Raw genomic sequence first — 25,449 nt, 5'->3', positions numbered from 1 at the left:
GGCTCGATTACTGGCTGTTTTCAGACGAGGTGGCGTCGGACTGGTTGGCGCTATCGGCAGCCTTGATCAGGTCTTCGCCGATATCATCCTGAAACTTCTCCCACACCGGACGAACCGCGTCGCGCCACTCTTTACGCTGTTCGGGGGTCAGCTGGATGATCTCGCTGGTGCCGGCATCGACGATGGACTGCTTGGCGTCCTGGTTGAGATCGTAAGCCTGCTGGTTCACCTTCTGCGAGACATCGGCCAGGATCTCTTCCAACTGGGTGCGAACGTCGTCCGGCAGCCCGTTCCAGAAGTCGGCGTTGGTGATCACCATGTAGTCGATGATCCCGTGGTTCGACTCGGTGATGTAAGGCTGCACTTCGTGCATCTTCTGGCTGTAGATGTTCGACCAGGTATTCTCCTGACCATTGACCACGCCGGTCTGCAACGCCTGATAGACCTCGCCGAAGCTCATCTTGCGGGGGACGGCACGGAGTTCCTTGAACTGTTCGTCGAGCACGTCGGAGGCCTGCACGCGGAACTTGAGACCGCGGGCGTCACCGGGTTCACGCAGCGGCTTGTTGGCGGAAAGCTGCTTCATGCCGTTGTGCCAATAGGCCAGGCCCTGAATGTTGCGATCCTGCATCGAATCGAGCAGGCCCTGGCCCTCGTCGGACTGCTGGAAACGGTCGACGGCATTGATGTCGTCGAACAAAAACGGCAGATCATAGAGCTGCAGGCTGGGGCTGTACTGCTCGAACTTGGCGAGTGAAGGCGCCAGCATCTGCACGTCGCCGAGCAGCAGGGCTTCCATCTCCTTGCCATCGCCGTAGAGCGACGAGTTGGGATAGACCTCGACCTTCACGCGGTCGCCGAGCTTCTCTTTCACTTCCTCGGCGAACATCTTCGCGCCCTGGCCCTTGGGCGTGTTCTCGGCCACGACGTGGGAGAACTTGATGACGATGGGATCCTGCGCCTGAGCGCTAGCAACGCCACCCATCAGGATGGCAACCCCGATCGCGCCAGCCACGGTTTTTGGATTGATGAGAGACATGGCATTTCACTCCTGAGTTTGTTCTGTCGTCTTGGCGTCTTTGAAGACACCTTATTGGCGATGCCATGCGGAGTATGCGGAGAATTACATGGATTCGTATATTCAACCTTTGGCGGGAGTCGAGGCGCTGAAAATCAGGGGAAGATAACATCGTTTTCTGGTTTAAAAAGTTTAAAAAGTCGATATAAGATAGGGCGATGTGATCATTTTTGCGTCGCGTTGAGAATTAAAAATCCATTAAATTCAATGACTAAGATTGATTATGGAATATCGAAAAGGCGGCGTCGCCGGTATTGTCGTCGATCTAAATGCGGGGTTGATGAGCCGAGGGGAATCGAAAATATTCCGGCAGGTTGCGCTGGTGGAAAAACGTCTCGTGACGGAAATTGACCGTCGTCCCCGTCGCGTGGAGAGCCGGACGTTCGAAGAGCCGGAAGTCGAACGGAAATACTCCTCCCGACTTCCGGCAAAATCCGGGTTCAGCCCCGTTTCGCGGTGGCGATGAGCCGGCGGGCACGGGCCATGACCGGCGCATCGATCATCTGGCCGTCGATCTGGCCGGCGCCAGCATCGCGTTCGGCGGCTTCGAGTACGCGTGTCGCCCAGGCCAGCTGGTCGACGGTGGGCTGGAAAGCATCGTTGACCACCGCGACCTGACGCGGATGAATGCAGAGCATGCCGCTGAAACCCATCTCGACGGCCAGCCCGGCAGCGCGTTCGACGACGGCCATGTCGCGAAATTCGGGGTGTACGGTTTCGATCGGTGCCGCGAGCCCGGCCAGGCGCGATTGCAACAACAGTTGATAGCGGGCCTGATTCAAGATCCAGTCGCCGCCTTCGCTACCCGGCTCGATCCCCAGATCCAGGCCGAGGTCCAGCGCGCCGAAGCTCAACTGCACGACGCCGGGAGAGCGGGCGAGCTCGGGCAGTGCCTGCAAGCCCCTGGCGCTTTCGATCAGTGGCATCAGCGCCAATCCTAGGGTGCCAGCCTGGGCGAGTGCCTCGGTCGTCTCCGCCTTGGGCACGACGAGGCCGGCGATGCCGGGCCGATCCCGGCACAGCGCCAGATCCGCGTCGAAATCGGCGGTATCGGCGGCATTGATGCGCACCCAGACGGCCTTTTCCGGCGCCTGTTCGAGGAAGGCTTCCAGCGCGCGGCGCGCTTCCGGCTTGGCTTCGGGGGCGACGGCATCTTCCAGGTCGACGATGACGATGTCGGCACCGCTGCCGAGCGCCTTGGGGATGCGTTCGGGACGATTGGCCGGCACGAACAGTGCCGAGCGGGGCAGGGTGGTCGAGGTCATGGGCGCATTTCCTTGTGTGAGCGGATGAGGGCGCGGGCGAAGGCGATAGAGGGATAACCCGTCGGTCCGCTCAGATCGTACCGGCCTGGCGCAGCTTGTCCACGTCCTCGTCGGCATAGCCCAGCTGCTTGAGAATGGCCTCGCTATGCTGGCCGAGCGCGGGGACGGCATCCATGCGCGGCTCGTATGCCGCGTTGCGTCCGGGCGGCAGCGCTGCCGGCACCTCTCCGCCGGGCGTCATCACGCTACGCCAGCGATCCCGCGCCGCCAGCTGCGGATGCTGCCACACGCCCGCCATGTCGTTGACGTGGGCGTTGGCGATCTGAGCGCTTTCGAGACGCTCGATCACCTGCTCTGCGCTGAGTTCGGCAAAGACTTCGTCGATCAGCGTGCGCAGCGCGGCACGATTCTCGGAGCGCTTGAAGTTGGCATCGAAGCGCTCGTCCCGGGCCAGCGCCGGTTGCTCCATTACCTTCTCGCAGAACAGCTGCCATTCGCGCTCGTTCTGCAGACCGAGCATGACCGTGCCGCCGTCGCCGGTGGGGAAGGGGCCATAGGGATAGATCGTCGAGTGGGACGCGCCGGCACGAGGCGGCGGGGTTGCGCCGTCGAAGGCGTAGTACATCGGGTAGCCCATCCATTCGACCAGGCTCTCCAGCATCGAGACGTCGATGTGCGAGCCTTCTCCGGTACGCCCGCGCAGCAGCAATGCCGAGAGGATGTTGCTGTAGGCGTACATGCCGGCGGCGATGTCGGCGACCGAACAGCCCGCCTTGGCCATTTCGTCCGGCCCCGGGCCGCCAGTGACGGAGAGAAAGCCCGCTTCGCTCTGGATCAGCAGGTCGTAGGCTTTCTTCGTCTCGTAGGGGCCGCCCTCGCCGTAACCGGAGATATCGCACACGATCAGGCGCGGAAACTGCGCATGCAGCGTGTCGAAGTCGAGCCCCATGCGGGCGGCGGCGCCCGGCGCCAGGTTCTGCACCAGCACGTCGGCTTCCGCGAGCAAATCGGAGAGAATCGGTTCGGCAGCGTCGTGCTTGAGGTTGAGCGTCAGGCTCTCCTTCGACCGGTTGGTCCAGACGAAGTGCGAGGAGAGACCGTGGACGCGCTCGTCGTAGCCGCGGGCGAAGTCGCCGACGCCGGGGCGCTCGATCTTGATGACTCTAGCGCCCTGATCGGCGAGTTGCCGTGTGCAGAAAGGCGCGGCTATGGCGTGCTCGAGGCTGACCACGGTGATGCCGTCCAATGGACGAGGGGGATGAGCAGTCATGGCAGATCCTGTCCGGAAAGCGGAAATTCGATAGGGGTAAGGAGCCGGGTCACAGCAGCGGCTCGAGACGGTCGAGCGCCGGCAGGTTCCAGGCATGGGCGATCAGTTTGGCGGTTTCATCGTCACTGGCCGCGCCCGAGAACGTCACGAGACGGCGGAACTTGGCCTCCAGTTCGTCCCGGCTCAGGGTGTTGCCCGGGTCGCCCTTGGGTTCGTCGATCGCTGCGCTCAACTGGCGGCCGTCGCGGGTCGTGACGTCGATCCGGCCCAGCCAGCGGCGCGGGTAGGCCGCATCCACCTCAGGGTCCAGCACCATCGACACCCGCCGGCGGAAGTCGGCTACGGCCTCGTCCTGCAGCGCATGGTCGCGGAAGCTGGCCAGGCTGGCATCGCCGTGGACGGCGATCAGCCCCAGCACGCTACCCATCGAGAACTTGGCCTGGTGAATGGTGCGAGGGTCGGTCACGGGGCCGAGTACGTCGATCGCGGCCTGATGCACTCTGGCCGTGACGGTTTCGATATCGTCATGAGCCAGGGCTTCTCGCTGCATCAGGGCCAGCAAGGCGTCCGCTGCCGGGTGGGTGTGTCGGCAGGAGGCATGAAACTTGAACGAGGTCTCGACCAGCGCCCAGCGTTCGCCGAGCCGATCCGTCAGCCGGTCGAGATCGGCATCGGTGGACATGCCGGCAGCCATGCCTTGGGGGCCTTCGAGAACATGCCGGGCGCCCGTCAGGCCGCTGTGGGTCATGTAGGCGGCGAGCAGGCCGTCGGACGCGGCCTTGGCAGTGTGGAGCTGCTTGGAGTCGGCGGCGTCGCGCAGGAATTCCCACAGCCCGGCGGCCTGGGTGCCGGCGCTGCCAAGCAGGTTCACGAAGCCGTCGGTGTCGAGCTCCATCAGCTTGCCCGCGGCCACGGCGGCAGCCAGGGTGCCGGCGGTGCCGGTGGTATGGAAGATGCGGTAGTGGGAGCGGCCGAGAAACTCGCCGACCCGAATCCCCGCTTCGTAACCGGCGACGGCGGCAGTGATCAGGTCCTGGCCACTACAGCCCAGATCCTGGGCGGTCGCCAGCGCGGCGGAGAACACCACGGTGGCGGGGTGGAGTACGGAGCTGTTGTGCAGGTCGTCCTGCTCGACCACATGCGAGGCGGCGGCATTGACGAAGGCAGCAAAGTGGGGCGACGTCATGCGGCGGTCGGTCAGCTGCTGGCTGCCGCCGTCGCTCGGGCCCATGATCTGGCTGTAGCGCTCGAACAGCGGGATCGGCGCGTGATCCTTGCCCGCCAGGGCCGAGCCCAGCCAGTCGAGGTAGAGCGCCTGGCAGCGTTCGACGACATGGCCGGGCAGTTGCTCGTAGCGGAGTTCGGCCAGAAACGCGGCCAGGGTTCGGGTAGCATCCATGGTCATTCCCTCGCGGTTACGGCGTCAGAACGAACGTGGCAGATCGAGCAGATGCTCGGCCACGTAGGAGAGAATCAGGTTGGTGGAGATCGGCGCGACCTGATAGAGCCGGGTCTCGCGGAACTTGCGCTCGACGTCGTACTCGGTGGCGAAGCCGAACCCGCCGTGGGTCTGCAGGCAGACGTTGGCGGCTTCCCAGGACGCCTTGGCTGCCAGGTACTTGGCCATGTTGGCGCTGGCCCCGGCCGGCAGACCGGCATCGAACTCCTGGCAGGCGCGCCAGCGCATCAGGTCGGCGGCTTCCACCTCGATATGCGCCTCGGCGATGGGGAACTGCACGCCCTGGTTCTTGCCGATCGGCCGGTCGAAGACGATGCGCTCGTTGGCGTAGCGGCTGGCCTTGTCGATGAACCAGCGGCCATCGCCGATGCACTCGGCGGCGATCAAGGTTCGCTCGGCGTTGAGACCATCGAGGATGTAGCGGAAGCCCTTGCCTTCCTCGCCGATCAGGCTATCTGCCGGCAGCTCGAGATTGTCGAAGAACAGCTCGTTGGTCTCGTGGCCGACCATGTTGGCGATCGGCTGGACCGTCATGCCGTTGCCGATCGCCTGGTGCAGGTCGACCAGGAAGATCGACATCCCTTCCGACTTGCGCTTGACCTCGGCCAGCGGCGTGGTGCGGGCGAGCAGAATCATCAGGTCCGAATGTTGGATGCGCGAGATCCACACCTTCTGGCCGTTGATCACGTACTTGTCGCCGCGCTTCACCGCCGTGGTCTTGATCTTGGTGGTGTCGGTGCCGGTGGTGGGCTCGGTAACGCCCATCGACTGCAGGCGGAGCTCGCCGCTGGCGAGTTTGGGCAGTATCGCACTCTTCTGGGCCTCGCTGCCGTGCTTGAGCAGCGTCGCCATGTTGTACATCTGGCCGTGCACGAAGCCGGCGTTGCCGCCGCAGCGGTTGACCTCTTCGAGGATCACGCTGGCCTCGGTCAGCCCCAGGCCGGAGCCGCCGAACGCCTCGGGGATCATCGCACCGAGCCAGCCGGCTTCGGTCAGTTCGGTCACGAACTTCTCGGGGAAGCCCTGGACTTCGTCGATCTGACGCCAGTATTCGCCATCGTACTGCTGGCACAGGCTGCGCACGCCGTCGCGGATCGCTTCCAGCGTCTCGTGGTCGATAAGGTCGAGACTCATGATCGAGACTCCTGATCTTCAGTGTTATTGAATTCAACCGTGGCGCGATGGGCCGGTCCGTCTTCGTTGCCGGCCGTCAACTCGGCACGGCCGACACCGGTTATCCGTCCGGTGGTCTGAAACGGCTTGTTGGCGATCAGCGGGCGCAGTCCGCGATACTGCATGCGCTTAGGGCGAGCTTGGGGGTTGGCCTCGCAGAAGGCTTGCAACTGGAGCGTGGCGATCAGCGGCCCATGCACCACGAGGCCCGGATACCCCTCGGTTTCGGTGACGTAGGGCCAGTCGTAATGAATCCGGTGGCCGTTGAAGGTGACCGCCGAGTAGCGGAACAGCAGAACCGGATCGGGCTCGATGGTCTGAGACCAGTCCGCGTCCGGCATCGGCTCGTCGAGCGACAGCTTGGGAGGGGCCGGCTGACGGTAGACGATGTCCTGTTCTTCGCGGATGGCGAGCTCGCCGGCCTGACGATAATCGTGCTGCACGGTCACGAACAGCAGCGAGCCGGTGCGGCCATGTTTTTCCTGGATATCGGTCACCGTGGAGACACGCTCGGCTTCGATGCCCGCTTTCAGCGGCGTCAGGAACTCGAGGCGTCCGCCGGCCCACATGCGGTTGCGGTCGTCTGCCGGGGGCAGAAAGCCGCCGCGGGTCGGATGGCCGTCGCCGCCCAACTGATCGCCAGGGAGCGGGTTCTGGAAGAAGGCCCAGTGCCACAGCGGCGGCAAGGGTTCGCCCGGAGCCGGGCAGGGCTTGCCGAAGGTGGCGGCGACGCGGGCGACCAGCGCACTGTCGAGATGATCCGTGCTCTGTTCCCGGTTGCCGATCCAGCGTTCGAGCGTGTTGTCGGTCATGCTGTCGGGCATAAGGCGATCCACCAGTCTCGTAAGGTGTCGCTAGCATGGCCGGACTCGATTCCTCGGGATATCTGTCTTTCGTGGCAGGGGGCTTTGGTTTTGCTGAATACGACTTTCGATGTATTCCATACCCGTGCGCCGCCGAGAGGCATCGTCGAGTCCGTGATCCGGCTTCTGCCGGAGTTACTGAGCCGGTTGCCAGTGGACGCGGTTGCGTCCCTGCTCTTTAGCCGCATAAAGCCCCAGGTCGGCACGCTTGATGGCTGGCTTCAGAGAGGTTTCGCCGACCAGGATGGCAGTCACTCCCAGCGACGCCGTATAGTGCAGCCAACCATTTCCAGTTACCTCTGGATCGACTTCCACTGGTGAGTTTTCCAGGGTCAGACGTAACCTTTCGGCAATCTGTATCGCTTGTGACTGGGAGGTATCGACCAGCAGTACGGCAAACTCTTCTCCGCCCATCCGGCAGAGTACGTCGCCATCGCGCAGCAGTTGACGGCCCGTCTCGGCAAAGGCTTGCAGCACCCGGTCACCCACATCGTGGCCGTAGGTGTCGTTGATATGCTTGAAATGATCCAGATCTATCGCGATCAGCGCGAGCGGTTCACCGCTTCGCTCTGCCCGGGCAATCTCCTGGACGGCTTGATCCTGCAGATAGCGACGGTTGCCGAGACCGGTGAGGGGATCGGTCATGGCCTGGCGGGCCAGTGTCTCCTCCAGTTGCTTGCGTTCGGTGAGATCGAATACCGTGGCGCGTGAATGCACAAAGCCGCGTGAGGTTCTGTAGGCCGTGGCCTGAATGATCACTGGAATGGTGGTACCTGCTCGGGTCCGCAGCGCACATTCCGCCGAGCCTTCCTGATCGGGGCCCAGAACGCCTTGAAAGGCTTCCTCGAAGGCCTCTCGTGTTTCAGGCGTAATGAAATGGCTATAGTCGAGCCGATCGATCACTTCCTCGGCCCGGTATCCCAGCCATTCGAGTTCCGTACGGTTCATCTGGACGACACGCCCCTCCGCATTCAACGAATGATACCCGCAAGGCGCATAGTCATAGAGATTGCGAACTTCCTTGGCGTACTGCTGGGCTTCTCGCTTCAGTAATTGCTGCCGATGGCTGCTGATGGCCCAGACGATGCCTGGCAGAATGGCCAGGGCGTAGAGCATGAAAATGAGCAGAACGGGTACGTCCTGATCGAACAGGGTGGTCAGGCGAGGCTTGGAAACCAGGATACCTAGCTGCCAGGGATAGTAGGATGGGGTGCTGTAAATCCCGCTGGCCAGACTGCGGTATTGTCGAGTCCGAATATCGATGGTCTGGAAAAGCAGGAGACGGTCGTCCATCTCTACCTGGCCGTGATCTTGTTGCGAAAGCGACTCCCATTGTTCAGGAAACTTTACTTTGAAGTTCCTGCCGAATGTCGTCGTTCCAAAAGCTTTGGCAAGAAGCCAGTTGCCTTGACCATCGATGAGAATGGGCTGCGCCGTGCTGTCGATGGACATCGCGTGTCGCATGTCGGTGGTCAAGGATTGCCAGTCGACGCTAGACAGCAAAACCCCTTTGCGTCGGCCCTCGTTATCGAAGACGGGCGTGGCGATACTGATGATCGGAACCACACTGTCATTCGCGTTTTCATAGCTGGGCTGGCGGGTGGGAGGGGAGATGTAGAGCTCGCCAGGCGCCAGTTGCATGGCTTCTTGGAAATAGACCGAATCGGCGTAAGAACGGCCGGTCGAAAGCTTGTCCTGACGCTTCCCATACTTGACATGAAGAAGTTCCTGGCCGCGCGTATTCAGCAGCATCAGCGTGGTGTATCGCCCCGAATGCGTAAGCAGGGTGTCGAACAGCAATGCGAGCCGCTCGGCAGTCAGTTGCTGGGCCGTGGAGGGGAAAGGCGACTGCCTGGTCTGGACGCTATCGAGATAATATTTGAGCAATGGCATCCTGGAAGTTGCCACAATGTCGTCGAAACATTCGTTCAGCCGCCTTTGCAGAGCCTCTCGCCCGCTCTCCAGCATGGCCTGGGCACCGACTCGACTTCCGTCGATACGTGCCTCCAGATAGGCGTAGGATAGCGGATAAAGAAACGCCGTGATCAACATCACGGGGACGACGATAGCTAGCATGAGTCGTGAGCAAAGCGCATTCACTTTCACGGATGGATCTCTCGAAATGCCACGAGGGCTATTGGCCTCGGCAGTCGATGACGCCACTGCACCCGGCGCGAGTCAGATCGAGGGCCGTCCGGCCGCCCGATCGACAATCGTTGTCTTGTCGTTTCTTCCGTTCAGGGGAGCGTATCGGGCAGTCTCTGTAACTCCTTCCAGGGCATGGGCCTGGCGAAAAAGAAGCCCTGAAGATAATCGCAGCGACGCTGGCAAAGGTCTTTCTGCTGCGTGGATTGCTCGATGCCTTCAGCTACTACCGTCAATGCCATGTGGTGCGCCATGGTGATGGTGCCCTCGACGATGGCGGCATTATGGGAGGATGTCAGGATGTCTTCGATGAAGGCGCGATCCAGTTTGATCTTGTGGATCGGTAGATCACGGAGGTAGCTCAGGCTGGAAAAGCCAGTACCGAAATCGTCGATGGCAATGGAGATGCCCATCGCGCGCAACGCTGTGACCAGGTCAATGACCTTCTCGGCATTCTGCAGCAGAATACTTTCGGTCATTTCCAGCTCGAGCAGATTCGGTGGCAATCCGGTTTCGTCGAGCACGCGTTTGACCTCGTCGAGAAAGCCGTCGCGGTGAAACTGCAGTGATGATATGTTGACCGCAACCGGAACGACTCGGTCTCCTCGCGCTTGACTGTCGGCTAGCGTCTGGCAGGCCTCACGCAATACCCAGCGGCCGATATCGATGATCTGTCCGGTCTGTTCGGCCACCGGAATGAAGACGCCGGGAGATATCATCCCATGCAGCGGGTGGTGCCAGCGGATCAAGGCTTCGACGCTGCGAATTCTGCCAGTAGTCGCCTCGACGACCGGCTGATAGAAAAGCTCGAACTGACCTTCACGCAGCGCCATCTGGATATCGTGGCGCATCAATACATACTCGCCCGTGCTCTCGTTGCCACCACCTTGATACCACTGCCAGGTATTGCGCCCCTGGCGTTTCGCGCCCTCCATGGCCAGGTCGGCATATTGCAACAGTTCCTGCGCGCGCCGAGTGTCTGCGCCACGACAGGCGAGCCCGATGCTGGTACTGATATGTAGCATCTTTCCATCGATATCGAAGGGAGACTCGAAGGCTTCGAGAATGTTCTTCGCAGCCTCGGCCGCAGCGTCATGGTGAGGCAGGTGCGGCAGCAGAAAAATGAACTCGTCACCACCGACACGGGCCAGCATGTCGCCGGCGGCCACATACTGGCGGAGCCGTTTCGCGACGGCGACGAGCATGCGATTGCCGACGGGATGCCCCAGGCCGTCGTTGACGGTCTTGAAACCATCCAGATCGAGATACATCACGGTCAACGGGCTCTGGCGCTTGAGGCTTTTGCGGTATTCCCGTTCCAGGCGCGCGTCCAATGAGGCTCTGTTGGGCAAGCCGGTGAGCAAATCGTGGGTCGCCTGATAGGCAATTTGCGCTTCCTGATCCCGATGCTGGGTAATGTCTTCCTGAGTGCCGATGAAATGGGTGCACTGCCCCCGTTCGTCGGTGACGGGGCTAACGGTGAGGCGGTTCCAGAACGTCGAACCGTCCTGTCGATAGTTGAGCAGGGTGACCTGTACTTCGGTGTTTGCCTGCAAAGCCTTGCGGATGGTCTCGACAGCCGCCGGATCGGTTCGCTCCCCTTGCAGGAAGCGGCAGTTCCTGCCGAGAACCTGATCGTGCGAGTAACCCGTCAGATGACAGAAGGCGTCATTGGCATAAACGATGGGTCTTTCCGTCTGGATCGCATCGACCATCACCATGCCGACGGGGCTGGCCTCGATGCCGCGTTGCAGGAGCCTGAGGTCGGCTTCCCGGCGTTTGCGACGGGTGATGTCGTGGCAAATCCCGTAGACGCCCACGATCTCCCCATCGACGGTGACCGGAAAGTTGATGACCTCCAAAGGATAGGCGCGCCCACTGGCGTGGATGCCGATCGTCTCATACTGGCGGGATTCGCCACTCCGGGCGGCATCGAAGGCCGCTTGGGTCAGCTCTCGGTAATCCGTGGCGATGAAGTCATCGAAGTGGCGGCCGATCATCTCGTCCACCGGGTAGCCGGTGATCTGCTCCAGCGCGGCGTTCCCCTGCTGGAAGCGCCCCTTCAGATCGAATTCGTAGACACCATCTGGATGGTTGTCGAACAAGGAGCGATGCCACTCGGCCAGGGTGCGATGCTGATGAGTATCACGGTCGCGGAGGAACGCCAGCGTGACCAGTGCTGCCGCTTGCCGCAAGCGTTTCTGCGAGGTCTCGTTGGCGGGCATGTAGCCACGATAGTACGTCTCGAAAGTCCCCAGTAACTCGCCTTGTGACGTGATCAGCGGACTCGACCAGCAGGTCTCGAATCCCTCGAGGATGGCTGCATGACGTAGTGCCTTCCAGCAGGGAGCCGTCCGGATTTCGGTGAGCATGACCTTACGCCGGTAAGCCGCGGTTCCGAAGGCACCCTGCTCAGGGCCGAGCGGAACGTTCTGCAATTGTTCGGCATAGCGGCGAGAGAGGCGGGGGTTCGGCAGCAAGCTGAGCGTATGCCGATCGGGATCAAAGCGCATGAAAGCGGCCACCGAGCCAGGAAACAGTGCTTCCACCCAGTCGGCCATGGCATTCAAGAGACTTTTCAGATCTGCTTGGCCAGCGATCATGTCTAGGACGTTCTGCTGCGCATCCATCAGTTCGAGATCGGCGTTCATCATTTTCTTCACACTATCCGATATCCCTTCTTCTGTCGGCTTTCAAGGGGCCGTATCGTGCAGAGTTTCAGTGAAGGGGGGCCAGAAAACAAGCGCCGTTTTAAACGCTATTTATGCTGATTTTCAGTGTCTTGATTCTCGTTATTTTCGGGTATTATGGCTGCTTTATCGTGTCACCTCGGCGGAGAAGGTGCTTGTGTTTCGGCCATGATCGTCTCGCTTTCGATGGCGAAGACTTGCACGACTCCTTGCTTTTCATCGGTATCGTTTTGCCGGTTGGCCCGCAGGCTTGCGGGCGAAGGCATCTATTGTCGCGACGCGTGGCGTGGGAGACAGTAACCGCTGTCATAAAATTTCGAATAATGATTTTATCGAACTTACATAAATAAACATTTTATTTTGAGAATCAAAATAATGCAGATTTATAGGAGATGGTACGACAGGGAGTGGGTCGATGGAGAGTAATGATATGATGAAAAATAGTGTTCTGGTAGAAAGTAGCAGTCTAAGGAGCATCCCAGCCGCCCTTGGACAGCTGCGCCTGGATAGCGCGACAAAGTTGCTGCTTGTCTAGCGGCGACCGTCGATACATTTTCGCAGAACATGTCAGCCCTGGATCGATGCCCTTGGTCGACGTTGGTCGATTGGTCGATATAAGGAACACCAGACCATGACGACACAAAGCCCACGGCTTCTGCCGTGGGCTTTGTGTCTGTCTTTACTGCTTTACTGTGCAAGCGAAGCCGTTCAGGCGTCGTCCAGCTTCTGCTTGAGCAGGCCATTGACCTGTTGCGGATTGGCGGTGCCGCGAGAGGCTTTCATCACCTGGCCGACGAAGTAGCCGATCATCTTGCCGCGCTTCTCCGGGTCGGCTTCGCGGTACTGCGCGACCTGAACCGGGCTGTCGGCGATCACCTGATCGATCATCGCTTCGATGGCCCCGGTATCCGTGACCTGCTTGAGGCCGCGGGCGTCGATGATCTCGTCGGCGCTCGCGCCTTCGTTGTTCCACAGTGCCGCGAAGACTTGCTTGGCAGCCTTGCCGTTGATGGTGTCGTCGAGCACGCGGCTGATCAGGCCGCCGAGCTGTTCCGGCGTCACCGGGCTGTTGCTGATGTCGATATTTTCGCGGTTGAGATGCCCGGAAAGTTCGCCCTGGACCCAGTTGGCGGCCTGCTTGGCATCGCCGCAGACGGCCAGTACGGCTTCGAAGTATTCGGCCATCGGGCGCGTCGATGACAGTACGCCGGCATCGTAGGTGGAAAGCCCCAGGCTGGTTTCGAAACGGTTGCGTTTCTCGGTGGGCAGCTCCGGCAGCGTCGAGCGCTGGTGCTCGATGTAGGCTTCGTCGAGCATCACCGGCAGCAGGTCGGGGCAGGGGAAGTAACGGTAGTCATTGGCTTCCTCCTTGGTCCGCATGCTGCGGGTTTCGTCCTGGTCAGGGTCGTAGAGCCGGGTTTCCTGAACGACCTTGCCGCCGTCCTCGATCAGCTCGATCTGGCGCTCGACCTCGAATTCGATCGCGCGCTCGACGAAGCGGAAGGAGTTGACGTTCTTGATTTCGGCGCGGGTGCCGAGGGTCTCCTGACCCTTGGGTCGGACCGAGACGTTGACGTCGCAGCGCATCGAGCCTTCGGCCATGTTGCCGTCGGAAATGCCGAGATAGGTGACGATGGCATGAATCGCACGGATGTAGGCCACCGCTTCCTTGGCGGAGCGCATGTCCGGCTCGGAGACGATCTCAAGAAGCGGCGTGCCGGCGCGGTTCAAGTCGATGCCACTCATGCCATGAAAGTCTTCATGCAGAGATTTGCCGGCGTCCTCCTCCAGGTGGGCGTGATGGATGCGAATGCGCTTGCGTACATCGTCATCCAGCACGATTTCCACTTCGCCCTTGCCGACGATGGGCTGGGCCATCTGGCTGGTCTGGTAGCCCTTGGGCAGGTCGGGGTAGAAGTAGTTCTTGCGCTCGAACAGCGAGGTCTCGGGGATCTCGGCATTGATCGCCAGGCCGAACTGGACGGCCATCGCCACGGCGCCTTCATTCAATACCGGCAGCACGCCCGGCAGGCCCAGATCGATGGCGCAGGCCTGGGTGTTGGGCTCGGCGCCAAAGGCGGTCGAGGCGCCGGAGAAGATCTTGGATTGGGTGGCGAGCTGGACGTGGACTTCCAACCCGATGACGGTTTCCCACTGCATTAGGTTATCTCCTGATCGGTCGGGTGCCGACGGTGCCAGTCCGTCGCCTGCTGGAACTGGTGCGCCACGTTGAGCAGTTGGCCTTCGGCGAAGTGCTGGCCGAGGATCTGCAGGCCGATGGGGCGCTTGCCAGCGAACCCGGCCGGCACGCTGATGCCCGGAATGCCGGCCAGGTTGATGGCGATGGTGTAGATGTCCTGCAGGTACATCGAGACCGGGTCTTTCTTGGCACCCAGGTCGAACGCCGTCGTCGGTGCGGCCGGCCCCATCAGGACGTCGACCTCGTCGAAAGCATCGAGGAAGTCCTGCCGGATCAGGCGGCGAACCTGCTGCGCCTTGCGGTAGTAGGCGTCGAAGAAGCCCTCGGACAGGGTGTGGGTGCCGATCAGGATGCGGCGCTTGACCTCGTCACCGAAGCCTTCGGCGCGGGTACGCTTGTAGAGATCCTCGAGGTCGGCCGGGTTCTCGCAGCGATGGCCGAAGCGCACGCCGTCGTAGCGCGAGAGGTTGGAGGAGGCTTCCGCCGGGGCGATGACGTAGTAGGCCGGAACGGCCAGATGCGTGTGCGGCAGGCTCACCTCGCACACCTTGGCGCCCAGGGATTCGTAGACGCGAATCGCCTCGCGGATGGCGCTTTCGACCTCGGTATCGAGCCCGTTGCCGAAATACTCCTTGGGCAGGCCGATCTTGAGGCCGTCCAGCGGGGCGTCCAGTTCGGCGAGATAGTCCGGCACCACGCGGGCGACGCTGGTGGAGTCGCGCAGGTCATGCCCGGCGATGGCACCCAGCAGGAGGGCACAGTCCTCCGCGCTCCGGGCCATCGGGCCGCCCTGGTCGAGGCTCGAGGCGAACGCGATCATGCCGTAGCGGGAGACACGGCCGTAGGTCGGCTTGAGGCCGGTAATGCCGCAGAAAGCGGCGGGCTGGCGAATCGAACCGCCGGTGTCGGTGCCCAGCGCGGCAGGGGCGAATCCGGCGGCGATGGCGGCGGCGCTGCCACCGGACGAGCCGCCCGGCACGGCGGTACGGTCCCACGGATTCTTCACCGGGCCGTAGAAGCTCGATTCGTTCGACGAGCCCATGGCGAACTCGTCCATGTTGGTCTTGCCAAGGCTGATCATGCCGGCGGCCTCGAGCTTCTCGACGACGGTGGCGTTGTAGGGCGCCTGGAAGTTGTCGAGCATCTTCGAACCACAGCTGGTGCGGATACCCTGGGTGCAGAAGATGTCCTTGATCGCCAGGGGCAGACCGGCGAGCGGCCGTGAATCGCCCTTGGCGCGGGCCTGGTCGGCGGCATCGGCGGCGCTCAGCGCCTGGTCACGAGTGACGGTGATGAAGCTGTTGATGTCGCCATCCAGCCGCTCGATGCGGTCGAGCAGGCTGGTGGTCAGCTCTCGATTGGAAAAGTCGCCGGCCTTGAGCCCTTTGGCGAGCTCCGTGAGCGTCATATGGTGCATGGGGTCGCAGTTCCCTGAATCAAATCGCTACGCAGAATGGGTGACAAACGGTGCCGGCCCATCGAAGAAGTGGCGCCGAACCTGGTCGTCTCGCCATCGGCGTCGAACTCGTTTGTCGGTTCATGACGTCGAACGCATTCGGCTATTCACGGCGTCGAACTTATTCGGCTGTTCACAGCGTCGAACTTATTCGGCTGTTCACAGCGTCGAACTTATTCGGCTGTTGATAGCGTCGAACTTATTCGACGACGCGCGGTACCAGATAGAGGCCATCGGCCGTTTCCGGCGCACAGGCCTGGAAGGCTTCGCGCTGGTTGGTCTCGGTGACTTCGTCCGGTCGCAGACGCTGAGTGGCGTCGAGCGGGTGAGACAAAGGGGCTACGCCGTCGGTGTCCACTGCCTGCAGGCGGTCGACCATTTCCAGGATCCGGGTCAGATCGTCGACATAGCCGGCAGCTTCGGCGTCGCTGTTGAGGCCCAGGCGTGCCAGGTGCGCTGCGCGCAACACGTCTGCGTGTTCGATTGCCATGTAGTGAAGGTCCTCTCGTTGGGACATCGCGTCGTTGGTGTCGGAGACGCCGCATCGGCGGCGGTTGCGTCTCCGGAACGATTCGTCTCTGAGCGTTCGTTGCAAAAAAGGTCGCGAAGGTTCGCGACTTCCTGTTCGCCACGTCAAGAAATGGAGGAGACATTATCATATTCGCGCCCCCTCTGGCAGGCTCGCGCTTGCTGCTTTACCCCCACGGTGATACCGTTTGCGTCCGCACAGGGTTCCGGTCTGGACTAGGTAAAAGTTTCCATGTTTAAACGTTTACGGGGGCTGTTCTCGAGCGATCTGTCGATCGATCTGGGAACCGCCAACACGCTGATTTACGTCCGCGGTCGCGGTATCGTCCTGGACGAACCCTCCGTTGTGGCGATTCGCCAATCCGGCAACATGCGCAGTGTTGCGGCCGTCGGCCTCGACGCCAAGCGGATGCTGGGGCGCACGCCCGGTAACATTACCGCCATCCGTCCGATGAAGGATGGCGTGATTGCTGACTTCACCGTTACCGAGCAGATGCTGCAGCACTTCATACGCAAGGTTCACCAGAGCACCTTCCTGACTCCCAGCCCGCGCGTGCTGGTGTGCGTTCCCTGCATGTCGACGCAGGTCGAGCGCCGCGCGATCAAGGAGTCCGCCGAGGGCGCCGGGGCGCGCGATGTCTATCTGATCGAGGAGCCGATGGCTGCCGCGATCGGTGCCGGTCTGCCAGTCGAGGAAGCCCAGGGATCGATGGTCGTCGATATCGGTGGCGGCACGACCGAGATCGCGATCATTTCGCTCAACGGGGTGGTCTATTCCGAATCCGTGCGTGTGGGTGGCGACCGCTTCGACGAGGCAATTACTTCCTACGTGCGCCGTCACTACGGCAGCCTGATCGGTGAAGCCACGGCGGAGCGGATCAAGGAAGAGGTCGGGTGTGCCTATCCCGGTGGCGAGCTGCGCGAGATTGATGTGCGCGGCCGCAATCTGGCCGAGGGCATTCCGCGCAGCTTCACGCTCAACTCCCACGAGATTCTCGATGCGCTGCAGGAGCCGCTGGCGTCCATCGTGACCGCGGTCAAGAGTGCGCTGGAGCAGTCGCCGCCGGAGCTTGCCTCGGATATCGCCGAACGTGGCCTGGTGCTGACCGGTGGCGGGGCCCTGTTGCGGGACATCGACAAGCTGATCGCCGAGGAAACCGGCCTGCCGGTCATCATCGCCGAGGATCCGCTGACCTGCGTGGCACGCGGTGGCGGCAAGGCGCTCGAGATGATCGATCAGCATACCTTCGAACTGCTCTCCAGCGATTGAGGCCAGCCGCGACGGATGACGCCACCGGTGGCGCCATCCGTCCTCGGTAGATGGGGGTGAGGCCTATCAAACCGCTGTTTTCCTACGGCCCGATACCGACGTACCGCATGCTGTTGTGTGCGGTACTGGCATTCGGGCTGATGTTTGCCGAACATCGCTTCAGTGCGGTGGAGACGGCACGTTCTCATTTGACCACGGTCGTGGCGCCCATTCAGTGGCTGGTGGCGCTGCCGAGCGAGGGTGTGCGCTGGAGCGCCATGGCGATCTCCGATCAGCAGGCGCTGATCGACGAGAACGGGCGGCTGCGCGAGCAGTTGCTGACGCTCTCCAACCGCGTGCAGCGCATGGCGAGCCTGACCGCCGAGAACATCCATCTGCGCGAGCTGCTGAACGCGCCCAATCCTGCCGACGTGCCCTATATCACCGCCGAGCTTTTGTCGCTGGACTCCGATCCGTTCACCCAGCAGATGGTGATCAATCGCGGTCGCCGCGACAGTGTCTACATCGGCCAGCCGGTGATGGATGCCTCGGGGCTGATCGGTCAGGTAGTGTCGGTATCCGCCTATACCAGCCGCGTGCTGATGGTGGCCGACGCCAACCACGCCGTGCCGGTGGAGATCAATCGTAACGGTCTGCGCTTCATCGCCCAGGGCACCGGTCAACTCGATACGCTCAATATCCCCAGCGTGCCGGCCACGGCGGACATCCGCGAAGGCGACCTGCTGGTGACCTCCGGCCTGGGAGGGCGTTTCCCGCAGGGATATCCGGTGGCCCGGGTGGATGAAGTCAAGCGCGAGTCGAGCCAGGCATTCATGGAGGTGTCGGCCGAGCCGATTGCCCAGCCGGAGCGATCGCGCTATTTCCTGCTGCTGTTTCCCCCCGAGCGACCCGAGGTGAAGCTGGACGGACCGGAGCGTATGGCGCGGCAGGTGGTCTGGCCGGGGGATCCGGCGCATCCCGACGCCAACCGTATCAGTGAAGAGGCGTTGACCGCAGCGCTGATGCTGCAGTCGACGGAGCAGGAGTGAACATGGGCCCGTTCGGTTATCTCTTCGTCTGGTTCACGCTGCTGCTGGCGCTTTGCCTGCAGGTGATGCCGCTGCCGGATGCCTGGCTGGTATGGCGTCCGGACTGGCTGGGCGTGTTGCTGGCCTACTGGTGTGTCGCCACGCCGCAGCGGGTCGGCGTGCTGCATGGGTTCGTGCTGGGCCTGATGCTCGACCTGATCGAGGGCGCGCCGCTGGGGCAGAATGCGCTGGTGCTCTCGCTGTTGGCCTATCTCTTCTTGCTGCTCTATCAGCGCTTCCGGGTCTACTCGATCTGGCAGCAGGCGGTGCTGGTGTTCATCCTCCTGGGTATCGCGCAGCTGGTGGAGCAGTGGCTGCGCACGATCTTCGGGCCGATCTCCGTCAGCCTGGAATTCCTGCTGCCGGCACTGATCGGCGGGCTGCTGTGGCCGTGGCTCTTCACCATGATGCAGGTGGTGCGGCGCCGGCTGGGGATCGGTTAGAAAACACTGCCTAAATGTCTGCGCAGGCGAAGCGATGCTGGAGCGCCAGCTCGACCGGAATTCTCACCTATATCCCCTAGGCTCCGGTTGCTGCGCTCCGGGCGTCTTGCGATGGAGTGCCGTCCACTTCATCCTGCTCGACGATTGATACAGCGTTTCCTCGGTCTGTCTTCACCTGGAGCCTTCGGATGCTTTCTACCGCTATTCCCATGCTGCGCCTGGCATCGGCCTCGCCGCGCCGGCGCGAGCTGCTCTCATCGATCGGTGTGGCGGTGGAGGTGGCGCCCACGGATATCGACGAGTCGCGCCGCAAGGGCGAGTCGCCCGAGGATTTCGTTTCCCGGCTGGCCCGCGAGAAGGCCGAGGCGGGCCACGTCGACAGTTCGTTGCCGACGCTGGGCGCGGACACTGTGGTGGTCTGCGATAACGCCATCTTCGGCAAGCCGAACGACGAGACGCACGCCCGCGAGATGCTGGCGGCGCTGTCCGGGCGGACCCATCGCGTGCTCTCGGCCGTGGCAGTGATCGGCGCCCACGGTATGCGTGACTGTCTCGTTGCCACTCGGGTGTCCATGCGCCGCATCGACGAGGCGGAAATGGCCGCCTACTGGGCGACGGGAGAGCCGGCGGACAAGGCCGGCGGTTACGCGATACAGGGCCGCGCCGCAATCTTCGTCGAGCGCCTGGAAGGAAGCTATTCGGCGGTCGTCGGGCTGCCGCTTTACGAGACGGCGGGACTCATGCGCGCTCAGGGCATCGCCTTGTGGGATGGTGTCGGGGCTGTGTCATAATCCCGAGCACGGCCCCAACAACTCGCGAGAATCCGTTGACGACCTCGCGAGCTAGAGTCTCGATTTTGGATAATTCGGGCGAAAACACTTTAGGAAGCGGAGTTTACATGGGGTTAAATGAGCATTCCGAAAGTGTCTGACTCGCTTCGCTCGCCCTACGGGCCAGCCTCCGGCTGTTGTCTCCGCGAAGCTCCGACTCAACAATGTCTGGCCGACGCGCAGCAGATCGTAGGCAGGTTCTGACAAGGATGTCCGCATGAGCGGTGAAGTACTGATCAATCTGACTCCGATGGAGACGCGGGTTGCCGTGGTGGAAAACGGCGTGCTGCAGGAAGCCTTCATCGAACGCAGCCGGCGCCGCGGTATCGTCGGCAACATCTACAAGGGCAAGGTCGTGCGCGTGTTGCCGGGCATGCAGGCCGCCTTCATCGATATCGGGCTCGAGCGCGCGGCGTTCATCCACGTCAACGAAGTGCTGCCGCCCGATGCGCCCCACGAAGAACCGGCCTCGATCAGTCATCTGCTTTACGCGGGGCAGCCGCTGGTGGTCCAGGTCACCAAGGACCCCATCGGTTCCAAGGGCGCGCGGCTGACGACCCATCTCTCCATTCCTTCCCGCTATCTCGTCTACATGCCGGATTCGCCTCATGTCGGCGTGTCGCAGCGCATCGAGGACGATACCGAGCGCGAGCGACTGAAGGCGCTGGTCGAGAGCGGCAAGGCCGAGCTGCCGGACGAAGGCTGCGGTGGCTTCATCATTCGCACCGCCGCCGAAGGCGTCGGCCAGGAAGAGCTGTTCGCCGACATGGTCTTCCTGCAGCGTCTGTGGCAGAAGATCGCCGAGCGACGCGCCACGGCGCCGGTTGCGACGCCGATCTACGATGACCTGCCGCTGTTCATTCGCACCCTGCGCGACGTGATGCGGGACCAGATCGAGAAGGTGCGCATCGACTCCCGCGAGAACTACTTCAAGCTCAAGGAGTTTGCCCGGGAGTTCATGCCGACGATGGAGTCGCGCATCGAGTACTATCCCGGCGAGCGGCCGATCTTCGATCTCTACAGCGTCGAGGACGAGATTCAGAAGGCGCTGGGGCGCAAGGTGCAGCTCAAGTCCGGCGGCTATCTGGTCATCGACCAGACCGAGGCGATGACCACCATCGACGTCAACACCGGCGGCTATGTCGGCCATCGCAATCTCGAAGAGACCATCTTCAAGACCAACCTGGAAGCGGCCACCGCGATTGCCCGCCAGCTGCGACTGCGCAATCTCGGCGGCATCATCATCATCGATTTCATCGACATGGAAGAGCTCGAGCATCAGCGTCAGGTACTGCGCGTGCTCGAGAAGTCGCTGGAGCGGGATCACGCCAAGAACAAGCTGACCGGCGTCACCGAGCTGGGCCTGGTGCAGCTGACCCGCAAGCGCACCCGAGAGAGCCTCGAGCAGACGCTGTGCGAGCCGTGCCCGACCTGTCTGGGTCGTGGCTCGCTGAAGACACCGGAGACGGTCTGCTACGAAATCTTCCGCGAGATTCTGCGCGAAGAGCGTGCCTACTCGCCGGAAACCTACATGGTGCTGGCATCGCAATCCGTGGTCGATCGTCTGCTGGACGAGGAATCCGCCGCCGTGGCCGATCTCGAGTCCTTCATCGGCAAGACCATCCGCTTTCAGGTCGAGGCCCACTACTCCCAGGAACAGTACGACATCGTACTGATGTGAGCCGATGAGCCGTCCGTGGATCACTCGTTTGCGATTGACATGGCGCTGGCTGCTGACGCTGGTCGCTCTCGTCGCCATCGTCGTCGCCGTGCTCTCGACCGGCGTTCGACTGGCGGCGTGGCAGATCGACAGGCTGAGTCCCTGGCTTGCCTCGACGCTGGAACATCAGCTCGATGCCCAGGCCGAATTCGGCCGACTGTCGCTGGCAGTTCACCACTGGAATCCTCGTCTGGCAGTCGACGATCTTCGCCTGACCAGCGAAAGCGGCCAGCCACTGTTCCGTATCGACCACGCGGCAGGCCGTCTCGAGACTCTGGCGAGCTGGCAGCTGGGCGTGCCGGTGATTCGGGGTGGCGAAATCGATGGCATGACGCTGCATCTCTACCAGACCGCCGATGGACAGTGGGCCTGGCCGGACGGCGCGGGCAGCCGCTGGTTCGGCGGTTCCGACGATTCGAAATCTTCGTCTTCACTCGGCGTCGATGGCTGGCTGCGCACGCTGATGCGCCAGCAGGCGACATTCGAGGATGTCACGCTGGTGCTGCATGGACAGCGCGAGCAGGATGGGCAGCGCGAGCAAGCGCGGGTTTCGGTATCGCAACTGGCGCTGGCCAGTCGAGGCAGTCAGGCGTCGATTCAGGCGACGCTGGCTGTCGGAAACGAACACGCCGGGCAGCTACATCTGACGATCGGGAACGGCGACCAGGACAAGGGCGCTGGCGTGGATACGCCCGGCGGCGTCGGTCATCCCGAGGCGCGCTTTGCCGGAACGCTCGATCTGGCTGCGCTGTCGCCGGCGCTGGCGGTGGCGAGTTCGGGCTGGGCCAGGGCGCTGGGAGAGATCGACGGGCAGGCATCCGCGACAGGAGAGTGGCGTGACGGCGGATTGCGCGACGGCCGTCTATCCGTGGACATTCCAACCCTCCGAGTGGTCGATACCAGCAATGAAATCTCCGAGACGCTGACACAGCTAGGCTTCGATGCGGGGCTGCAGAGAGGGACGGACGGCCACTGGCAGGCCTGGCTGGACGGCCTGACGCTCTCCCATGCCGGGCTGGCGGCGATCGACTGGCCGCAGCAGCTGCAGGCGCGATCCACCGACAGCGGCTGGCGGCTGCGCAGCGCGCCCTTCGAGCTGGCGGGCATGACGGATTACCTGCGCTACCTGCCGCTGCCGTTCGAGCTTTCCCAGACCTTGATCCAGCTCGACCCTCGCGGTCACGTCGCCGGCCTCGAAGTAGGGCAGGATCATGGGGAATGGTATGCGCAGAGTGCACTCGAGAAAGCCTCGGTAACGGCCTGGAACGAAATCCCCGGTGGCGGCCCCCTCGATGCATGGGTCACCTATCGCGGGCGTGGTGGCACGGTTTCCTTTGCCGGAGACGAATCGACGCAGTTCTCGATCCCCATCGTCTACGCCGATCCGCTGGATCTTTCCCACGCCAGCGGTCAGGTCGACTTCGAATTGACTCGGCAGGGCGCCGTCATCAGCGGCCAGAATCTCAAGGCGGGGTGGCGTGGTGCTAGTGCCGAAGGGCGGTTCGGCCTGACGCTCTACGATGCCCAGGACAAGCCCGGCACCTTCCTCCTCGATCTCGCCTTTGCCAATGCCGATGCGCGAAACTCGCGAGTGCTGTCGTGGCTGCCGACGCGGGTGATCGATGACGAGCAACTGCGCGAGTGGTTCGGCGGCGATATCGGCGGCATCGTCAAGCAGGGAAAGCTGGGGCTATCGGTCACCTTGAGCGACAAGGAAGCGCCGGAAGGGAAGATGTTCGTCAACCCGGACGACTACTTCACCCTGTCGCTGGACGTCGCCGACGGGCGGCTACAGTACGCGCCGGACTGGCCGGCACTGGAGCGGGTCTATGGTCACCTGCAGATGCAGAACATGGATCTCGATGCCGACATCGAACATGCCACCAGCCATGGTCTGACGACGCGAAACGCGGTGGTCAAGCTGGCCGACAAGCAGCTGAGCATCGACGGCGATGTCAGTGGCAGTAGCGGCGGCGTGCTGGATTTTCTGGCTCACGCACCGCTGGAGTCGATGAGCGAAACGTTCTCGCGCTGGCAGAGCAAGGGCGCGGTCGATGCCAGGCTTCATGTCGCCATGCCGATGACCGAGGAGAGCGATGCCGAGACCGACATGATGGTCGATATCCAGGGGCAGGTCGACGCAAAGAGGCTGACCTTTCCCGAACTGCAATTGACGCTGAACGATATTGGCGGCGACTTGCGTTATCGTCGTGAAAAAGGCGAGGACTACGTCACGGGGGATCTGAACGCCCGTGCTTTCGACGGATCGACCCAGGCTCACTTCAACATCGGTGGCTACCAGAATGGCCCCAGCGGTATCGCGTTCGAGGGGCAGGTGCGGGGGAGCGGGCTGCTCGAATGGGCCGGTCTGGCCCGTGTCGATGGCCTGCTGAGCGGTTCCTTCCCTTATCAGGCCAGCGTGGTTTTCGAGGACCAGGGCGATTCCAAGGACCAGGGCGATTCCAATAGCGGCATCAGCCTGACGCTGCGTAGTGACCTGCAGGGGCTGGCAATCGCATTGCCGCCGCCATTCGGCAAGGTACCCAAGGCTAGGGAGCCGTTGGCGATCGATGCCGATATCGCCGCGGGTACCGGCAGCGTGACGCTGGGCAGCTGGGGGCACGCGCGCTGGCGCACGATCGAGGATCAGGCGCAGGGGCAGGTATGGCTGGAAGGGTGGCCGGGCAAACAGGCGGCCTGGCCCAGCGAGCCGGGCTGGTATGTGCTGTGGCGCCCGGACCGCGTGGATACGCAGCGGTGGGTCCAGGCGCTGACCCAGTTGGGGGTTACGGAGGCGAATTCGACGCCGGAAAGCCGCCCCGAGACCACGCTGGAAGAGGATGTCGGAAATCCGGACGTCCAGCCTGTGAACGAGGGTGACGGGCTCAAACGGGTGGCGCTGTCGACGCCATGCATCCTGGTGAAAGGTCGCTGTCTCGGGGGCTTGCAGGTCGACGCCGCACCGCTTTCCAATGGCTGGCGGCTATCGCTCGATGGCGGCATCGCCGTTGGCAAGGCCAGCTGGCAGCCGGAGGCAGCGATGCCGATCGATGTCGACCTGCAGCGACTCAATCTCGATGCGCTGACGCCCAGGAAAGCGGAAGATCAAGACCAGGCATCGAACCTGATGGGCGAGATCGAAGTCGCGCCTCATCCGATTGCGCTGCCTGCAGAGCTTGCCAAGGCGCCAGCGGGCCACGTGCGCGTCGCGGAGTTCGAGCGCCAGGGGCAGCGATTCGGGCCGTTGGAAGCGACCTGGCAGGCCGACGAGCAGCGGTTGTCCGTCGAGCCATTGACGCTTTCTCTGGGCGAGCTGGACCTGTCGGGATCGCTCGACTGGGAAGCCGCCGGGAGCGCGAGCCTGAGCCGGGCCCGGCTACAGGCCAGCGGTGGCGATGTCGGGAGTGTGTTCCGTGTGCTGAATCAGCAGGTGCCGATTACCAGTGAAAGCGCCGAGGTCGATCTCCAGCTATCCTGGCCGGGTGCGCCCTGGCAGTTTGCCCTGCCGCTGTCCACGGGGCGGGTTCAGGCCACGATGGGCAACGGGCGGCTGCGTCAGATCCATTCGTCCGGGGCCAAGCTGGTGGGGCTTTTCAATCTCGACAATATCCTGCGGCGTCTGCAATTGGATTTCTCTGATGTCACCAGCGGCGGTACCTCTTTCAATGGCCTCAACGGCAGCGCTACCCTGTACAACGGGCGTCTGCAGACCGAAGGGCCGATCGTGATCGATGGCACCGCGACCCGGTTCACGCTGGCCGGCAGCGTCGATCTCAATCGCCAGACGCTGGATCAGCGTCTCGGGATCACCGTTCCCGTGAGCCAGAATCTGCCGCTCGTCGCGGTCATGGCCGGCGCGCCGCAGGTCGGGGTCGGCCTGTTCGTCTTCGACCAGTTGTTCGGCCGCTGGCTGGATCGGGCGACGCAGATTTACTATCGCATCGAGGGCCCCTGGTCCTCGCCGAACATCAACCTGGAAAGTGCCCAATGAC

17 protein-coding genes are annotated in these 25,449 nt (G+C 62.6%); 6 read left to right on the top strand and 11 right to left on the bottom strand.

The annotated features are described in order from the left end of the window. Positions 1-7: 7 nt before the first annotated feature. The 11 genes from BC443_RS16485 to gatC form a co-directional block, all read right to left on the bottom strand. Positions 8-985, bottom strand: coding sequence for a TRAP transporter substrate-binding protein (locus BC443_RS16485; protein WP_087718118.1), 978 nt, complete (start codon positions 983-985; stop codon positions 8-10). Between the two features lie 533 nt (positions 986-1,518). After that, positions 1,519-2,343 (bottom strand): CoA ester lyase, encoded by an 825-nt coding sequence (locus BC443_RS16480; RefSeq protein ID WP_071232919.1) that lies wholly within the window; start codon positions 2,341-2,343, stop codon positions 1,519-1,521. Between the two features lie 70 nt (positions 2,344-2,413). Next, a complete protein-coding gene (locus tag BC443_RS16475) occupies positions 2,414-3,613 on the bottom strand; it encodes a CaiB/BaiF CoA-transferase family protein (RefSeq protein WP_071232918.1) in 1,200 nt (399 codons plus the stop codon). 49 nt (positions 3,614-3,662) lie between these two features. After that, positions 3,663-5,012, bottom strand: a complete 1,350-nt coding sequence (locus BC443_RS16470) for an MmgE/PrpD family protein (RefSeq protein ID WP_210766298.1) — start codon at positions 5,010-5,012, stop codon at positions 3,663-3,665. A 24-nt stretch (positions 5,013-5,036) separates the two neighbouring features. Then, a complete protein-coding gene (locus BC443_RS16465; RefSeq protein ID WP_071232916.1) occupies positions 5,037-6,206 on the bottom strand; it encodes an acyl-CoA dehydrogenase family protein in 1,170 nt (389 codons plus the stop codon). After that, positions 6,203-7,069 (bottom strand): MaoC family dehydratase N-terminal domain-containing protein, encoded by an 867-nt coding sequence (locus tag BC443_RS16460; RefSeq protein WP_247643312.1) that lies wholly within the window; start codon positions 7,067-7,069, stop codon positions 6,203-6,205. Before BC443_RS16460 ends, BC443_RS16465 begins: the two co-directional genes overlap by 4 nt. A 174-nt stretch (positions 7,070-7,243) precedes the next feature. Then, the gene (locus tag BC443_RS16455; protein WP_071232915.1) at positions 7,244-9,214 is read right to left on the bottom strand and encodes a diguanylate cyclase; all 1,971 of its coding nucleotides are present in this window, start codon (positions 9,212-9,214) and stop codon (positions 7,244-7,246) included. 131 nt (positions 9,215-9,345) lie between these two features. Further along, positions 9,346-11,907, bottom strand: coding sequence for an EAL domain-containing protein (locus BC443_RS16450; RefSeq protein WP_170835897.1), 2,562 nt, complete (start codon positions 11,905-11,907; stop codon positions 9,346-9,348). Positions 11,908-12,651: 744 nt separating this feature from the next. After that, positions 12,652-14,103, bottom strand: a complete 1,452-nt coding sequence (gene gatB / locus BC443_RS16445; protein WP_071232914.1) for an Asp-tRNA(Asn)/Glu-tRNA(Gln) amidotransferase subunit GatB — start codon at positions 14,101-14,103, stop codon at positions 12,652-12,654. Then, a complete protein-coding gene (gene gatA, locus BC443_RS16440) occupies positions 14,103-15,560 on the bottom strand; it encodes an Asp-tRNA(Asn)/Glu-tRNA(Gln) amidotransferase subunit GatA (protein ID WP_071232913.1) in 1,458 nt (485 codons plus the stop codon). The genes gatB and gatA overlap by 1 nt, the downstream gene beginning before the upstream one ends. 238 nt (positions 15,561-15,798) lie before the next feature. Then, positions 15,799-16,089 (bottom strand): Asp-tRNA(Asn)/Glu-tRNA(Gln) amidotransferase subunit GatC, encoded by a 291-nt coding sequence (gene gatC / locus BC443_RS16435; protein ID WP_071232912.1) that lies wholly within the window; start codon positions 16,087-16,089, stop codon positions 15,799-15,801. 270 nt (positions 16,090-16,359) lie between these two features. Between gatC and BC443_RS16430 the strand changes: the two genes are divergently transcribed. From BC443_RS16430 to BC443_RS16405, 6 genes are all read left to right on the top strand, one after another. After that, a complete protein-coding gene (locus BC443_RS16430; protein WP_071232911.1) occupies positions 16,360-17,397 on the top strand; it encodes a rod shape-determining protein in 1,038 nt (345 codons plus the stop codon). 56 nt (positions 17,398-17,453) lie between these two features. Then, positions 17,454-18,425, top strand: a complete 972-nt coding sequence (gene mreC / locus BC443_RS16425) for a rod shape-determining protein MreC (protein ID WP_276232420.1) — start codon at positions 17,454-17,456, stop codon at positions 18,423-18,425. A 2-nt stretch (positions 18,426-18,427) separates the two neighbouring features. Continuing rightward, entirely contained in the window at positions 18,428-18,907 is a 480-nt protein-coding gene (gene mreD / locus BC443_RS16420; protein WP_071232910.1) for a rod shape-determining protein MreD, read from the top strand. 188 nt (positions 18,908-19,095) lie between these two features. Next, positions 19,096-19,698 carry a Maf family protein gene (locus BC443_RS16415; RefSeq protein ID WP_071232909.1) on the top strand — a complete coding sequence of 201 codons (603 nt, stop codon included), beginning with the start codon at positions 19,096-19,098 and terminating at the stop codon, positions 19,696-19,698. 256 nt (positions 19,699-19,954) lie between these two features. After that, positions 19,955-21,418: a ribonuclease G gene (gene rng, locus BC443_RS16410; RefSeq protein ID WP_071232908.1), complete on the top strand. Its 1,464-nt coding sequence runs from the start codon at positions 19,955-19,957 to the stop codon at positions 21,416-21,418. Between the two features lie 28 nt (positions 21,419-21,446). Next, entirely contained in the window at positions 21,447-25,448 is a 4,002-nt protein-coding gene (locus BC443_RS16405; protein ID WP_170835896.1) for an AsmA-like C-terminal region-containing protein, read from the top strand. The last annotated feature ends 1 nt before the right edge of the window (position 25,449 follow it).

Origin of the sequence: Salinicola sp. MIT1003 (genome assembly GCF_001858555.1) — a bacterium.
Classification (GTDB): Bacteria; Pseudomonadota; Gammaproteobacteria; order Pseudomonadales; family Halomonadaceae; genus Salinicola; species Salinicola salarius.
This window is presented reverse-complemented; position numbering and strand designations above follow the sequence as displayed.

Coding starts and splice junctions, on each gene's coding strand:
- BC443_RS16485 (WP_087718118.1), bottom strand. CDS start 985: ATGGGTGGCGTTGCTAGCGCTCAGGCGCAGGATCCCATCGTCATCAAG.
- BC443_RS16480 (WP_071232919.1), bottom strand. CDS start 2,343: ATGACCTCGACCACCCTGCCCCGCTCGGCACTGTTCGTGCCGGCCAAT.
- BC443_RS16475 (WP_071232918.1), bottom strand. CDS start 3,613: ATGACTGCTCATCCCCCTCGTCCATTGGACGGCATCACCGTGGTCAGC.
- BC443_RS16470 (WP_210766298.1), bottom strand. CDS start 5,012: ATGGATGCTACCCGAACCCTGGCCGCGTTTCTGGCCGAACTCCGCTAC.
- BC443_RS16465 (WP_071232916.1), bottom strand. CDS start 6,206: ATGAGTCTCGACCTTATCGACCACGAGACGCTGGAAGCGATCCGCGAC.
- BC443_RS16460 (WP_247643312.1), bottom strand. CDS start 7,069: ATGCCCGACAGCATGACCGACAACACGCTCGAACGCTGGATCGGCAAC.
- BC443_RS16450 (WP_170835897.1), bottom strand. CDS start 11,907: ATGATGAACGCCGATCTCGAACTGATGGATGCGCAGCAGAACGTCCTA.
- gatB (WP_071232914.1), bottom strand. CDS start 14,103: ATGCAGTGGGAAACCGTCATCGGGTTGGAAGTCCACGTCCAGCTCGCC.
- gatA (WP_071232913.1), bottom strand. CDS start 15,560: ATGCACCATATGACGCTCACGGAGCTCGCCAAAGGGCTCAAGGCCGGC.
- gatC (WP_071232912.1), bottom strand. CDS start 16,089: ATGGCAATCGAACACGCAGACGTGTTGCGCGCAGCGCACCTGGCACGC.
- BC443_RS16430 (WP_071232911.1), top strand. CDS start 16,360: ATGTTTAAACGTTTACGGGGGCTGTTCTCGAGCGATCTGTCGATCGAT.
- mreD (WP_071232910.1), top strand. CDS start 18,428: ATGGGCCCGTTCGGTTATCTCTTCGTCTGGTTCACGCTGCTGCTGGCG.
- BC443_RS16415 (WP_071232909.1), top strand. CDS start 19,096: ATGCTTTCTACCGCTATTCCCATGCTGCGCCTGGCATCGGCCTCGCCG.
- rng (WP_071232908.1), top strand. CDS start 19,955: ATGAGCGGTGAAGTACTGATCAATCTGACTCCGATGGAGACGCGGGTT.